This window comes from Nonomuraea sp. H19 (genome assembly GCF_052068215.1).
In the GTDB taxonomy this organism is placed as follows: Bacteria; Actinomycetota; Actinomycetes; order Streptosporangiales; family Streptosporangiaceae; genus Nonomuraea.
On record NZ_JBQHCV010000004.1, the window covers coordinates 296,530 to 309,583 of the forward strand.

Sequence of the window (13,054 nt, forward strand, 5' to 3'; positions counted from 1 at the left end):
GCGGGACGAGGAGGTGTCATGGAGGGTGATCACCGCGTCTGGCCGCCGCAGTCCGGCGCCCGGCATCGCCGTACTCCTCCAGAGGACACGGAGCCCGCGTGGGGCCCGCCTCCGGCGAGCCGTGACGAGGAGCCGGGCTGGGGGCGGTCGAGCCCTCGCAAGCCACACCCGCTGGATCTGGGGCCCGAGGATCCGGACGAGGTCGAGGACATCGAGGAGCCCTGGAACCCGCGGATCCGCAGGACCGCCGGACGCAACCGGGAGCCGTACCGGGGCCTGGAGCGGCGCCCTGAGCCCGAGCCGGAGCCGGACTGGGAATCTGGCCACGAGCGCGGTCTGGAGCCCGAGGAGGACTCTCAGCCGCCCTGGCGGTCGCTCCCGCCGTCCGCCCGCCTCTACGGGTCCCCGGTGGACCCGGGGACGGGCCGGCGCGTGGGAGGGCAGCTGTGGCGGCGGTCGGCGGTCGTGCTGGCGGCTCTGTTAGCCGGGGCGGGGCTGATCGCGGGAGCGGCCGCGGTGATGTCGAGGATCACCGCGCCGCCGGTGGAGACGGGGCGGCTGAGCGACTCGCTGGCCGGGGTGACGGCGACGTTGCCGCAAGGGTGGCGCGTGGGGGCGGTGGCGCCGGTGACGGGGTTCACGTCGGTCGTCAGAGACGGGAGCGGGGGTCTCGTGATGGCCAGGCCGGTTCCCGGGCCGGTGAAGAACGCCGGGAAGGCCGCGGCCGAGGCGGCGGAGCTGTACTCCAGGCTCCTGCTCAAAGGGGATCGCGTGCGCGTGGTCGAGGACAAGCAGATCCCCGGGGGCCACACGCGGGCACTGAGGGCGGAATATCGGGATGTGGTCAACCGGCCCGCGTTCCTCAGAGTGATGCTGCTCACTCGCGGCGACCGGGCCGTCCTGCTCGTCGGGCTGCTCCAACCCGAGGAAACCGCACGCAGACAGGCTCTCGACGCCGTCATGACGAGTCTCCGATAAGCCGCATAGCACGGGGGGAAGACCTTGGCCAGAATCCACGGCTCACGGCACGTCTTGTCGGTGTCCCCGTCTACTCTTGGGTCACTGTGAGAGAGCGAAGCACACGAACCCCAGAGGTGATGCGGTGAGCACCTTCGCCGCGTCCCACCTTTCGCCTTCCTATCCAGACCGAGCCGCATGGGGCACGGCGCCCAAGTTGCGCGCCTGGCAGCAGGAGGCGTTCGACCTCTACTTCAGGCACGAGCCACGTGACTTCCTCACCGTGGCGACGCCGGGCGCGGGCAAGACGACCTACGCCCTGCGCATCGCCAGCGAGCTGCTCGCCCGGGGGGTGATCAGGGCGATCACCGTCGTGACGCCCACCGAGCACCTCAAGCGCCAGTGGGCCGACGCCGCCGGGCGGGTCGGCATCGGCATCGACCCGGAGTTCAAGAACAGCCAGGGCACGACGTCGCGCGACTACACCGGGGTCGCGGTGACGTACGCGCAGGTCGCCATGCACCCCGCCCTGCACCGGGCGCGGACCGAGGCGCGCAAGACGCTGATCATCTTCGACGAGATCCACCACGCGGGCGACGCCAAGTCGTGGGGCGACGGCGTGCGCGAGGCGTTCGAGCCCGCCGCCCGCAGGCTCCAGCTCACCGGGACGCCGTTCAGGTCCGACGACAACCCGATCCCCTTCGTCGCCTACGAGGAGGACACGGAGGGCTTGAAACGCAGCGTCGCCGACTACTCCTACGGCTACGGCCCCGCGCTCGACGACGGGGTCGTGCGGCCGGTCATCTTCCTGGCGTACTCAGGAGAGATGAAGTGGCGCACGCGCGCCGGAGACGAGATCGCCGCCACGCTCGGCACCCCGCTCACCAAGGACCAGCTCTCGCAGGCGTGGCGGGCCGCGCTCGACCCCAAGGGCGACTGGATCCGCCAGGTCATGCAGGCCGCCGACCGCCGCCTCACCGAGGTGCGCCGGGGCGTCCCGGACGCGGGCGGCCTGGTCATCGCCACCGACCACGAGACCGCCCGCGCCTACGCCCGGCACCTGCGCAACATCACCGGTGAGGGCGCCACGGTGGTCCTCTCCGACGACCCCGGCGCGTCGAAGAAGATCAAGCAGTTCGCCGCTTCGGAGGACCGCTGGCTGGTCGCCGTGCGCATGGTCTCCGAAGGCGTCGACATCCCGCGGCTGTGCGTGGGCGTCTACGCCACCTCGACCTCGACCCCGCTCTTCTTCGCCCAGGCCGTGGGCCGCTTCGTCCGGGCCCGCAAGCGCGGCGAGATGGCCTCGGTCTTCCTCCCCTCGGTCCCCACGCTCATGGGCCTGGCCAACGAGATGGAGGTGGAGCGCGACCACGTGCTCAACAAGCGGCCTCCCGAGGACGGCCTCGATGACGCGCTCCTGGAGCAGGCCCAGCGTCAGAAGGACAGTCCCGACGTGGTCGGCGACGAGCTCCCGTTCGAGACGATGGAGACCTCGGCCACGTTCGACCGGGTGCTGTTCGACGGCGGCGAGTTCGGCACGGGAGCCGAGATCGGCTCGGCCGAGGAGGAGGACTTCATCGGCCTGCCCGGGCTGCTGGAGCCCGACCAGGTGGCCACCCTCCTCCGCAAGCGGCAGTCCGACCAGCAGGCCGCCAAGCGCAAACAGCAGGCGGTCGCCGACCAGCCACGGGAGACGCTGGCGCCGCACGAGCAGATCGCGGAGCTGAGGCGGGAGCTCAACGGCCTTGTGGGCGCCTGGAACCACCGCACGGGGCAGCCGCACGGGGTCATCCACTCCGAGCTGCGGCGCGCGTGCGGCGGCCCGCCGATCGCCCAGGCCACGGCGGAGCAGATCCAGGAGCGGATCGAAATGATCCGCCGCTGGGCCACCCAGCGCCGCTAGTGCCATCGCGCGCGGCGCGTTGCCCTCAGCGCTGCGCGCAGGCGGTCCTTCCACCCGCCGCGACCTATGCGCATTTGGTCACAGAGGCGTGGCCTTCCGTTAGAAGCTCGGCAGAAGCGGCAACAACACTCTTGGTTGTCTCGAGATGCACAGAAGGACTCCGCCCATGTCAGCTGGGGCCAACGGAAAGGCGACGCTCAGCGTTACTTCTGGCCTCTCTAGAAACGCCATCATCCTCAGGCTCGAAGGCGAACTCGACGTCAATGCGCTGCCGGTGCTGAGAGAGCACATGCAGCACATCTGGGACCTGCCCCCGCGTCCCTTCCTGATCCTGGACCTCGCCGGGGTGGCGTTCTGCGACTCGATGGGGATGAACGAGCTGGTCAGCGTCCTGCAGCGGTGCGAGGCCAGGGGCACCCGGCTGCTGCTCGGAGGGGTGCAGGGGGTCATGGCCAGGGTGCTGTCGATCACCGGGCTGCGGCACGCGTTCGAGGTCTTCGCCAGGTTCGACGACGCGGTCCGGCTGGCGGTGGCCAAATCGTAGGCGGTGCCGGGAACGATCAACCGACCGCGGGTGCGCCCATGAAGGTGGCGCCGGCCTCCTTCATCTCCGCCAGCGCCGCCTCCATCGTGGCGCTGGCCACCCCGGCCGTCAGGTCCAGCAGGACCCGCACCGCCAGCCCGTTCTTGACCGCGTCCAGCGCCGTGGCCCGCACGCAGTAGTCGGTGGCGATACCGACCACGTCCACCTCGCGCACCCCGCGCTGGCTGAGCCACTCGGCGAGCGTCACATCGTCGCCGGACGTGCCCTCGAATCCGCTGTACGCCGCCGTGTACGCGCCCTTGCTGAAGACCTCCTCCACCTTCGACACGTCGAACGACGGATGGAAGTCCGCCCCCGGCGTGCCCGCCACGCAGTGCGGCGGCCAGCTGGTGGCGTAGTCGGGCGTCTCGGAGAAGTGGCTGCCGGGCGAGATGTGGTAGTCGCGGGTCGCCACCACATGGTCATAGCCGTGCTCGGCCACGTGGCGGGTGATCGCCGCGGCCACCGCGGACCCGCCCGCCACGGGCAGGCTGCCACCCTCGCAGAAGTCGTTCTGCACATCGACGATGATTAACGCGGTGCCCATGAGCTGCACCCTACGTCAGACGAACTCCGTTGGCACCGCCGCATACCCTCTACCCAGCTGGAGGGCCTCCTGGGGGAGTGTGGCCAGGGCCCTGGCATGGCGCTCGCGGGCGGCGGACAGGGGTTCCCTGCCGACGGCCGCGCCGTCGCGTACGAGCTCGTACAGGAGGGGGATGCCGCCCTCGGGGACCGGGCCGCCGGTGGTGATCAGCTCGGCCTCGACGTGGCCGGCGTCGTCCAGCAGCCGGTACGCCTCCTTGCGGCCGCCGCGCGACGGTTTGCCCACCGAGCGCTTGGCCACGGCCTCCAGCTTCCCGGTGGCCGTCTCCCTGGCCACCATCTTGTACACCAGCGCCGCCGTGGGCACTCCCGACCCGGTCACCAGCGAGGTGCCCACGCCGTAGCCGTCCACGGGGGCGGCGGCCAGCGCGGCGATGGCGTACTCGTCCAGGTCCGAGGTGACCAGGATGCGGGTGTTGAAGGCGCCGAGCGCGTCGAGTTGCTCGCGCACCTCCTGCGCCGCGGCGGACAGGTCGCCGGAGTCGATGCGGACCGCGCCCAGCTTCGGCCCGGCCAGCTCCACCGCGGTGCGCACGGCGGCCGGCACGTCGTAGGTGTCCACCAGCAGCGTCGTCTCGGGGCCGAGGGAGGCGATCTGGGCCTCGAACGCCGCCCGCTCCGAGTCGTGCAGCAGCGTGAACGCGTGCGCCGCCGTACCGGCCGTGGGGATGCCGTACATGTGCCCGGCCATCAGGTTGGAGGTGGAGGCGAATCCGGCGAGGTACGCGGCCCGCGCGGAGGCCACCGCCGCGCCCTCGTGCGTGCGGCGCGAGCCCATCTCGATGAGCGGGCGCTTGCCCGCGGCGTTGGTCATGCGGGAGGCGGCGGAGGCGATCGCGCAGTCGTGGTTGAGTATCGACAGGATCAGCGTCTCCAGGACCACGGCCTCGGCGAAGGTGCCCTCCACGATCATGATGGGGGAGGCGGGGAAGTAGAGGTCGCCCTCCAGGTAGCCGCAGATGTTCCCGGAAAACCGGTAATCGGCGAGAAACGCCAGGGTGGGCTCGTCCACGACTCCGTGCTCACGCAGATAGGTGAGTTCATTGTCACCGAAACGGAAGCGTTCGAGCTCGTCCAGGACACGTCCAGTCCCGGCGACAACCCCATAACGCCGCCCGCCTGGCAGGTGCCTGGCGAACACCTCGAAGACCGCGCGCCGATGTGCCGCACCACTTTGCAGGGCCGCCTGCAGCATCGTCAGCTCATAGTGATCTGTAAGCAACGCAGTGCTCATGGTCATTGTCACGACTCGAAGACTACGGCCCAGATAGGGCAGACTCGGGGATGTGGGTACCACCGCTCCATTCGCCGTCGAGCGTCCGTCATCGGACGTCCGGCCCGATCTGCCATGGGTAACCATCGTCTGGAACGACCCGGTCAACCTCATGTCCTACGTGACCTACGTCTTCCAAACGGTCTTCGGCTATACCAAGGAGAAGGCCGAAAAACTCATGATGGACGTGCACCACAAGGGCAAGGCCGTCGTGTCCAGCGGCACGCGCGAAGAGATGGAACGCGATGTGCAGATTCTCCACTCCTACGGCCTGTGGGCGACGCTCCAGCCGGATTCGGTCAAGTGAAGCACGTGAAGAGGTGCGGGTGAGTTCGGGATTCTCGCCGGGCAAGAAGGGCGGGGTCGTCACGCGGTTCGAGGCCGCGGAGATCTCGCTGCTGCGCTCGCTCGTCTCGATGATGCTCGGCCTGGTGTCGCCGGGGGAGACCAGCGACGATCCGCTGGAGCGGGCGCTCGGCATCGGGGGCGGCGAGGCGCCGTCCGATCCGGTGCTGGCGCGGCTGTTCCCGTCGGCGTACGAGGACGAGCAGGAGGCCACGGAGTTCCGCCGCTACACCGAGGCCACGTTGCGCGACGGCAAGCGCGCCGACGCCCAGACCGTGCTCGACACGGCCAGGTCCGGGCGCGCCGAGCTCACGCCCGAGCAGGCGCAGGCGTGGCTGCGCGCGCTCAACGACATACGCCTCACGCTCGGCACCAAGCTCGAGGTGACCGAAGAGGTTCACGATGAGATCGCCATGATGTCCGAGGACGACCCCAGATACCCGGCCTACGTCACCTATGACTGGCTGACCTACCTCCAGGACAGCCTGGTCCGGGCCCTCTGGTAATTTCCGGGCATGCTCTCGATCTCGCAGGAACTCGCTGACAAGATCGTCGCCCATGCCCGCGCGGACCACCCCGATGAGGCATGCGGCGTGATCGCGGGCAAGAACGGCGTTCCCGAGCGATTCATCCCGATGGAGAACGCCGAGCGTTCGCCCACCTTCTACCGCTTCGACTCGATGGAGCAGCTGCGCGTCTGGCGGGAGATGGACGACCGCGACGAGGAACCCGTCGTGATCTACCACTCCCACACCGCGACCGAGGCATACCCGTCGCGCACCGACGTGTCGTACGCCTCCGAGCCCAACGCGCACTACGTCCTGGTCTCCACCAGGGACGAGGACAAGGCGGAGTTCCGCTCCTACCGGATCCTCGACGGAGTGATTACCGAGGAAGAGGTAAGGTTTCTCCCATGAAGGTCCGGCCGGTGCAGAGCTTCCTCTTCGCGCACACTCCGGCTGTCGTCGTCTACGACTGTCGTCGCTGATGAGGCATCTGCTCAGCGGACTGGCCGCTGCGGCGGGCCGCGTTCAGCGGTCCACCACGGGGAGCGGCGTGCGCGCCTGAAGTCGTGAAAGGCACGACGGCCGGGCGGCAGTCTGATGAGCAGGCTTCTTTCGGTGTCCAGGAATCCGCATTCAGCCGTCGGCGTTGCTGCCGATGGGACGACGACCTGACCTGAGGAGACTGACCGCGATGGCCATCGAGGTTCGCATTCCGACCATCCTGCGTAACTACACCGACGGCGCGAAGGCCGTGAGCGCCGAGGGCGCCACCCTCGACGAGTTGATCACCAATCTGGAGTCCCGCCACCCCGGTCTCAAGGACCGCCTGGTCGACCAGGGCGGCCTGCGCCGCTTCGTCAACGTCTATCTCAACGACGAGGACGTGCGCTTCCTCGGCGGACTCGGCACGCCCGTGTCCGACGGTGACACCGTGACCGTCCTCCCTGCCGTCGCCGGCGGGTGACATGCGTTTCGAATCGCTGATCGACTCGGTCGGCCGCACGCCTCTCGTCGGTCTGCCGAGGCTGTCGCCGTCCGCCGGCGTACGCGTGTGGGCCAAGCTCGAGGATCGCAACCCGACCGGTTCGATCAAGGACAGGCCCGCGCTCTGGATGATCGAGCAGGCCGAGAAGGACGGACTCCTCACGCCCGGCTGCACGATCCTGGAGCCCACCAGCGGCAACACCGGCATCTCGCTCGCCATGTCGGCCAAGCTCAAGGGCTACAAGCTGATCTGCGTCATGCCGGAGAACACCTCGGAGGAGCGGCGGCAGTTGCTGCGCATGTGGGGCGCGCAGATCATCTCCTCGCCCGCGGCCGGCGGCTCCAACGAGGCCGTACGCGTCGCCAAGGAGCTGGCCGCCCAGAATCCCTCCTGGGTGATGCTCTACCAATACGGCAACCCGGCCAACTGGCGCTCCCACTACGAGAGCACGGGCCCCGAGATCCTCGAGGACCTGCCCACCGTGACCCATTTCGTGGCCGGTCTCGGCACGACCGGGACGCTGATGGGGGTGGGGCGGTTCCTGCGCGAGCGGGTGCCCGGCGTGCGGATCGTCGCCGCCGAGCCGCGCTACGGCGAGCTGGTGTACGGGCTGCGCAACGTGGACGAGGGGTTCATCCCCGAGCTCTACGACGAGTCCGTGCTGACCACGCGCTTCTCGGTCGGCTCGGCCGACGCGCTGCGGCGCACCCGCGAGCTGCTGACCGCGGAGGGCATCTTCGCCGGCGTCTCGACCGGGGCCGCGCTGCACGCGGCGCTGGGCGTGGCCGCGAAGGCGGTCAAGGCGGGGGAGCAGGCCGACATCGTGTTCGTGGTGGCCGACGGCGGCTGGAAATACCTGTCCACGGGCGCCTACGAGGGCACCCTGGAGGAGGCGGAAGAGCGGCTCGAAGGCCAGCTCTGGGCCTGAGACTTGCATGCGGAAGGGCGGCCGGTTCGGTGAACCGGCCGCCCTTCTCGTGTCGGTGCTGAGCACCGTGGTGTCTAGTTGAACAGGACCCGCATCGAGAACGTCGACTCGGTGTCGGTCTGCGTGCCGCTGACGCCGATGGCCTTCAGCACCTGCAGGTTGGCCTTCTCGTCGCCCTGCATGGACTTGAGGTAGAGATTTTCGATCTTGTCCAGGTCGACGAAGAGCGCGGTCGTCGCGTCGTCGGCGTTGGCGACCGCCGTCTGGAACGTCTCCGAGTCGCCCAGCGTGCCCTCACCGGCCAGCTTCTTGGCGTACTCGTCCGTCGTCGCCACCGTGAAGACGCCGTCACCGGCCACCTTGGCGATCTGGGGAGCGGGCTGGCCGCCGGCGGTCAGCGCCTGCTGGACCTTGTCCAGGATCGCCTGCGCCTTGGCCGGGTCGGTGACGATCCGCACGCCGCCCTTGATCGCGTTGCTGTCCAGGCCCTGGCTGTCCACCGCGAGCGTGAAGTTCTGGCCGAACACCGTGGCCAGGTCAGCCGGGAGGTCCAGGCCGAACTTGGTCTTGCTCTGCTCGATGAGCTGCTTGATCTCCTCGGCCCCGACCGCCGCGGCCTGCTTGTCGATCTGGGCCCACTGCTTGGTGACGGCATCGCCCAGGCCGGAGATCGACACGGCACCGGCCGTGGTGGCGGGCAGGGTGCCCAGATTGGCCTTGGGCAGCTCGCCCTGCGGCGTGATCGCCTTGACCCCCCGCACCGTGCCGGCGAGCTCGACGTAGGCGCTGTCGAAGCGCAGCGCGCCCGCGAACCTCGCGTCCTTGACCTGGTCCAGGGCTGCCTGCTGGCTGGCAGGGATCTCCTTCTTGGCCAGCTCCATGAGGCCGCCCATGTCGGCCCAGAACGACAGCACGCCCTGCTCGCCGACCGCGCCCATGTCGTCGTTGAACTCGGCGTTGTCGGCCAGGCTGCCCTCGGCCTGGGCGTACTTGTCGGCCAGCGCCTGGGTGGGCGTGAGGATGGCGTAGTCCTCGCGGAAGGCGATGCCGTACTTGTCGCCGTCCATCAGCTTCGCGATGCCGGCCTTGGCCTGCGCCTCGTCCTTGACCTGGACGGCCACCGCGAAGTCGGGCTCATCCTTGCCGGAGGGGACGGCGGCGAAGCCGATCCTGCTGCCCAGCCACGGGTCGACGTCCTTGGCGAAGTCGACCTTGCTGTCGGCGTCCTTGTTGATGGTGTCGAACAGCGCCTTGCGCGGGTCCTCGCCGGTGAAGGAGTCCTTGGTGACCGTGAACTTCCTGGCCAGCTGGAACAGTGCCAGCTTCTGGTTCGCGGCCGGGTCCAGGTCGAGGCGGGCGTAGGCGATCGAGTTGGCGGGCAGGACGTCGTTCGGCTGCGTGCCGCCGCCGCCGATGGCGCCCACGGCCCACACCGCGCCGCCGCCGAGCAGGATCACCGCGAGCGAGGCGGCGGCCGCGATCACCCAGCCCTTGCGGCCCTTCTTGGCGGGTTGCGCCGGGCCGAAGCCCTCGGGACCCTGCTGCTGCCAACCCTGCTGCCCATACTGCTGTTGCTGCCCATACTGCTGCTGTCCGTACTGGTCCTGCTGCTGCTGCCAACCGCCCTGCGGCAACTGCTCCTGCTGCCAGCCGCCCTGACCCTGCTGCTGGTGGTTCGGCTGGCCCTGCTGCCCGTACGGCGCCCCGTAGGAGGGCTGCTGCCCGTAGCCGGGCTGCGGGTTGTACGGCGGCTGCTGGCCATGCGCACCCTGCGACGCCTGCGGAGGCTGGCCGTAGGACTGCTGGTAGGGCTGCTGCGGAGGGTACGGCTGCCCGGGCTGGTACGGGTTCTCCGGCTGCTGCCCCTGGTTCCAGTTGTACGCCGTAGTTCGGTCGGGATCCTGGCCATATGGGGGATTATTCGCAGACATCACTCAACTCACAAAGTGGACTTTTGACCACAGAGAAAGTTAGCTGATGTTGCTTGTCGGGCGCTTGCAATGTGCTGAAGTCGAAATCAGACCCGGCTGAGCTCCTTCCTGAGTACGGCGATGTGGACCTCGCCTCCGCTGTAGTCCGTGACGCTCGACCACGGCACGAACGTGCACCCCGCGTAGACCACCCGCGCCAGCGCCCGGGTGAGCCAGGACGCGCGGCCCTGGCGGTCGCGGGTGAGCCCGAGCAGCAGCGGGGCGCGGCGGCCGGAGACGACGAGTCCGTAGACGGTGTGGCTCTGCTGGAGCTCGCCCGGGTGTTTGACCACACGGATGTCGACGACGTGACCGACCCACACCCCGTTGGAGTCCCAGACGGACTGACCTATGAGTTCGGTGACACTAGCCATGATCAAACAGTCTCAGCTGGACCGCGTTTTCCCAGGTAGGCACGCTGATGATGGCCACGTCCCGGCGTGAGCTCCGCTGCCTGCGGCAGACCGCCGAACGCGGCCTCCGTAGTATGTGCCTAACTAGAATAAGATTCCAGACTTGAGGCAGGGTGGATGACCAAATTCGACGAGGCCACGCAGGCGATCAAGATCGACGACGGGATCTACGACGTGTGTCTCGACCCCGGCTACGCGATCGGCGGCCCGCTCAACGGCGGCTACCTCATGGCCGTGGTCTTGCGCGCGGCAGTGGACGCCTCGCCATTCGAGCACCCGGTGAGCACGACCGCGCAGTTCCTCAAAGCGCCCGTGGCCGGTCCCGCGCAGGTCAAAGTCGAGCCGCTCAAGGCGGGCAGGACGGCCGCTTTCGCCAGGGCCACGCTCGTACAGGATGGCGTGGCGCACATCGAGACCCTGATCACGACCGCGACGCTGAACGACATCGAGCCCATTTATGCCGAAAAATCGGCGTATGACATGCCGAGCCTTGAGGACTGCGTCAAACTCCCCGACCCCAAGCCCGAATCCGGCATGAACCTGAGCGCCCAGATGGAGCTGTTCTTCGACCCGCCCACGATCGGCTGGCTCACCGGCGCCCCCACCGGCAGGCCCGAGTCGCGGGCGTACTTCAGGATGGCCGAGCCCCAGGACCCGGACCCGTACGTGCTGGCCCTCGCCGTGGACGCGCTGCCGCCCGTGGTCTTCTCGGCCGGTCAGCGCGGCTGGGCGCCGACCGTGGACCTCACCTGGCACCTGCGCGCGCTGCCCGCGCCCGGCTGGCTCACGCTGCTCGGCAGCGGCCGGCTGATCTCCGACGGCTGGTTCGACGAGGAGGTGGAGGTACGCGACTCCGCAGGCCGCCTGGTCGCCCAGTCGCGCCAGCTCGCACGCGTCGGCAGAGGCTGATGTGAGCAAGACAACACCGCATCAGGCTCACACGTCGCAGCTGTGAGGATTCTTACGCAGTGTTGATCGCGCAGGTCGCCTACTCTCTGAAGCGTGCCGGACACGAGTATTGGGATTTTCGACAGCGGGGTCGGCGGCCTGACGGTCGCCCGCGCGATCATCGACCAGTTGCCCCATGAATCGATCATCTACGTGGCCGACACGGCCCGCCAGCCGTACGGGCCGAAACGCATCGCAGAGGTCCGTGCCCACGCCCTGGAGGTGATGGACCACCTCGTCGAGCACGACGTCAAGATGCTCGTGATCGCGTGCAACAGCGCCAGCGCCGCCGTGCTGCGCGACGCCCGCGAGCGCTATGACGTGCCCGTCGTCGAGGTGATCCAGCCCGCCACCAGGCGCGCGGTGCGCGCCACCCGCAACGGTAAGGTCGGCGTGATCGCCACCAGGGCCACCATCGACTCGATGGCCTATCACGACGCCTTCACCGCGGCTCCCGACGTGCAGCTCACCGGCGTGGCCGCCCCGCGCCTGGTGGAGTACGTCGAACGAGGAGAGACGATGAGCGACGAGCTCATCGAGGTCGTCCGCGACTATCTGGACCCCATCAGGGCCGCCGGGTGCGACACTCTCATCCTCGGCTGCACCCACTATCCCCTCCTCACCGGCGCCATCTCCTATGTCGCCGGCGACGAGCTCACGCTGGTCTCCAGCGCGGACGAGACGGCCAAGGACGTCTATCGGATCCTGCACGACCGCGATCTGGCGGCGATAAGCGAGGCCACCCCCCGGCACCGCTTCCGCGCCACCGGCGACTCCCTGCTCTTCGCCCGGCTCGGGCGGCGCTTCCTGGGCCCGGAGATCGACGCGGTCGAAGTCGCACCAGTGGGGGGTACTACCTTTAACGGGAGGCCCACATGAAGGTGACCATCGTCGGATGCTCAGGCAGCTACCCGGGCCCCGACAGCCCAGCGTCCTGCTACCTCATCGAGGCGGACGGGTTCAGGATGGTGCTCGATCTCGGCAGCGGGTCGCTGGGCGCGCTCCAGCGCCACATCGGCCTGTACGACGTGGACGCGATCTGCCTGACCCATTTGCACGCCGACCATTGTCTCGACATGTGCGGATACCACGTGGCGCGGACGTACGGGCCGCAGGCGCCGTATCCTGCCGTGCCCGTCTACGCGCCCGCCGCCGCCCCGGCCCGGTTGTCGGCCGCGTACGGCATGCCGGACGAGCCGTGTCTGGAGACCGCGTTCGACTTCGTGCCGCTGGAGCCCGGCACGTACGAGATCGGCCCGTTCACCCTCACCGCGGGCCTGGTCAACCACCCCGTCGAGGCCTACGGCTTCCGCGTCGCGAGCGGCGGCAGATCCGTGGCCTACTCCGGCGACACCGGCGAGTGCGACGAACTGGTCAGGCTGGCCGCGGGCACGGACCTCCTGCTGTGCGAGGCGTCCTTCGTCGAGCAGCCGGGGCTGCCCCGCGACCTGCACCTGACAGGCCGCCAGGCCGCCGAGCACGCCGCGAAGGCCGACGTCGGCAGGCTCGTGCTCACCCACCTCGTCCCGTGGAACGATCAGGCCAGGGTCCTCGACGACGCCTCCAGAGGCGGCTACGACGGCCCCGTCGAGCTGGCACGCAGCGGCGCGGTCTACGAGCTGGCCTGAACCTCGCGG

The 13,054-nt window shown here is 69.1% G+C and carries 15 protein-coding genes; 11 read left to right on the top strand and 4 right to left on the bottom strand.

What is annotated here, in order from left to right; all coding sequences use genetic code 11:
* Window positions 1-18: 18 nt before the first annotated feature.
* The 3 genes from ACTMTI_RS10710 to ACTMTI_RS10720 all read left to right on the top strand — a co-directional run bounded on the left by ACTMTI_RS10710 (window position 19) and on the right by ACTMTI_RS10720 (window position 3,404).
* Window positions 19-978 (top strand): hypothetical protein, encoded by a 960-nt coding sequence (locus tag ACTMTI_RS10710; RefSeq protein WP_441120012.1) that lies wholly within the window; start codon window positions 19-21, stop codon window positions 976-978.
* Window positions 979-1,102: 124 nt separating this feature from the next.
* Entirely contained in the window at window positions 1,103-2,860 is a 1,758-nt protein-coding gene (locus ACTMTI_RS10715) for a DEAD/DEAH box helicase (protein ID WP_441120013.1), read from the top strand.
* A 166-nt stretch (window positions 2,861-3,026) separates the two neighbouring features.
* On the top strand, window positions 3,027-3,404 hold the full coding sequence (locus tag ACTMTI_RS10720; RefSeq protein ID WP_441120015.1) for an STAS domain-containing protein: 378 nt from the start codon (window positions 3,027-3,029) through the stop codon (window positions 3,402-3,404).
* 16 nt (window positions 3,405-3,420) lie between these two features.
* On the opposite strand, the gene ACTMTI_RS10725 is transcribed toward ACTMTI_RS10720, so the two are convergent.
* Both ACTMTI_RS10725 and ACTMTI_RS10730 read right to left on the bottom strand, forming a co-directional pair.
* Complete coding sequence (locus ACTMTI_RS10725) at window positions 3,421-3,990, bottom strand: nicotinamidase (RefSeq protein WP_441120016.1); 570 nt, start codon at window positions 3,988-3,990, stop codon at window positions 3,421-3,423.
* Window positions 3,991-4,005: 15 nt separating this feature from the next.
* Window positions 4,006-5,289 (bottom strand): nicotinate phosphoribosyltransferase, encoded by a 1,284-nt coding sequence (locus ACTMTI_RS10730; protein ID WP_441120018.1) that lies wholly within the window; start codon window positions 5,287-5,289, stop codon window positions 4,006-4,008.
* 46 nt (window positions 5,290-5,335) lie between these two features.
* On the opposite strand from ACTMTI_RS10730, the gene clpS reads away from it, so the two are divergent.
* The 5 genes from clpS (at window position 5,336) to ACTMTI_RS10755 (ending at window position 8,086) form a co-directional block, all read left to right on the top strand.
* On the top strand, window positions 5,336-5,629 hold the full coding sequence (gene clpS / locus ACTMTI_RS10735; protein ID WP_441120020.1) for an ATP-dependent Clp protease adapter ClpS: 294 nt from the start codon (window positions 5,336-5,338) through the stop codon (window positions 5,627-5,629).
* 19 nt (window positions 5,630-5,648) lie between these two features.
* Entirely contained in the window at window positions 5,649-6,173 is a 525-nt protein-coding gene (locus ACTMTI_RS10740) for a DUF2017 domain-containing protein (protein WP_441120022.1), read from the top strand.
* Window positions 6,174-6,182: 9 nt separating this feature from the next.
* Window positions 6,183-6,584 (top strand): Mov34/MPN/PAD-1 family protein, encoded by a 402-nt coding sequence (locus ACTMTI_RS10745; protein WP_441120024.1) that lies wholly within the window; start codon window positions 6,183-6,185, stop codon window positions 6,582-6,584.
* Between the two features lie 280 nt (window positions 6,585-6,864).
* A complete protein-coding gene (locus ACTMTI_RS10750; RefSeq protein WP_441120026.1) occupies window positions 6,865-7,137 on the top strand; it encodes a MoaD/ThiS family protein in 273 nt (90 codons plus the stop codon).
* Window position 7,138: 1 nt separating this feature from the next.
* On the top strand, window positions 7,139-8,086 hold the full coding sequence (locus ACTMTI_RS10755; RefSeq protein WP_441120028.1) for a PLP-dependent cysteine synthase family protein: 948 nt from the start codon (window positions 7,139-7,141) through the stop codon (window positions 8,084-8,086).
* A 74-nt stretch (window positions 8,087-8,160) separates the two neighbouring features.
* On the opposite strand, the gene ACTMTI_RS10760 is transcribed toward ACTMTI_RS10755, so the two are convergent.
* The gene (locus ACTMTI_RS10760) at window positions 8,161-10,017 is read right to left on the bottom strand and encodes a DUF3352 domain-containing protein (RefSeq protein WP_441120029.1); all 1,857 of its coding nucleotides are present in this window, start codon (window positions 10,015-10,017) and stop codon (window positions 8,161-8,163) included.
* 86 nt (window positions 10,018-10,103) lie between these two features.
* Complete coding sequence (locus tag ACTMTI_RS10765; protein WP_441120031.1) at window positions 10,104-10,430, bottom strand: hypothetical protein; 327 nt, start codon at window positions 10,428-10,430, stop codon at window positions 10,104-10,106.
* A gap of 156 nt (window positions 10,431-10,586) precedes the next feature.
* Between ACTMTI_RS10765 and ACTMTI_RS10770 the strand changes: the two genes are divergently transcribed.
* From ACTMTI_RS10770 to ACTMTI_RS10780, 3 genes are all read left to right on the top strand, one after another.
* A complete protein-coding gene (locus ACTMTI_RS10770) occupies window positions 10,587-11,378 on the top strand; it encodes a thioesterase family protein (RefSeq protein WP_441120032.1) in 792 nt (263 codons plus the stop codon).
* Between the two features lie 93 nt (window positions 11,379-11,471).
* A complete protein-coding gene (murI, locus tag ACTMTI_RS10775; protein WP_441120034.1) occupies window positions 11,472-12,296 on the top strand; it encodes a glutamate racemase in 825 nt (274 codons plus the stop codon).
* Window positions 12,293-13,045, top strand: a complete 753-nt coding sequence (locus ACTMTI_RS10780; protein WP_441120036.1) for an MBL fold metallo-hydrolase — start codon at window positions 12,293-12,295, stop codon at window positions 13,043-13,045. The genes murI and ACTMTI_RS10780 overlap by 4 nt, the downstream gene beginning before the upstream one ends.
* Window positions 13,046-13,054: the final 9 nt, after the last annotated feature.

What these genes read in the sequence shown, in the direction of transcription:
- ACTMTI_RS10710 (WP_441120012.1), top strand. Translation starts at nt 19, where the DNA reads ATGGAGGGTGATCACCGCGTCTGGCCGCCGCAGTCCGGCGCCCGGCAT.
- ACTMTI_RS10720 (WP_441120015.1), top strand. Translation starts at nt 3,027, where the DNA reads ATGTCAGCTGGGGCCAACGGAAAGGCGACGCTCAGCGTTACTTCTGGC.
- ACTMTI_RS10725 (WP_441120016.1), bottom strand. Translation starts at nt 3,990, where the DNA reads ATGGGCACCGCGTTAATCATCGTCGATGTGCAGAACGACTTCTGCGAG.
- ACTMTI_RS10730 (WP_441120018.1), bottom strand. Translation starts at nt 5,289, where the DNA reads ATGACCATGAGCACTGCGTTGCTTACAGATCACTATGAGCTGACGATG.
- ACTMTI_RS10745 (WP_441120024.1), top strand. Translation starts at nt 6,183, where the DNA reads ATGCTCTCGATCTCGCAGGAACTCGCTGACAAGATCGTCGCCCATGCC.
- ACTMTI_RS10750 (WP_441120026.1), top strand. Translation starts at nt 6,865, where the DNA reads ATGGCCATCGAGGTTCGCATTCCGACCATCCTGCGTAACTACACCGAC.
- ACTMTI_RS10755 (WP_441120028.1), top strand. Translation starts at nt 7,139, where the DNA reads ATGCGTTTCGAATCGCTGATCGACTCGGTCGGCCGCACGCCTCTCGTC.
- ACTMTI_RS10760 (WP_441120029.1), bottom strand. Translation starts at nt 10,017, where the DNA reads ATGTCTGCGAATAATCCCCCATATGGCCAGGATCCCGACCGAACTACG.
- ACTMTI_RS10765 (WP_441120031.1), bottom strand. Translation starts at nt 10,430, where the DNA reads ATGGCTAGTGTCACCGAACTCATAGGTCAGTCCGTCTGGGACTCCAAC.
- ACTMTI_RS10770 (WP_441120032.1), top strand. Translation starts at nt 10,587, where the DNA reads ATGACCAAATTCGACGAGGCCACGCAGGCGATCAAGATCGACGACGGG.
- ACTMTI_RS10780 (WP_441120036.1), top strand. Translation starts at nt 12,293, where the DNA reads ATGAAGGTGACCATCGTCGGATGCTCAGGCAGCTACCCGGGCCCCGAC.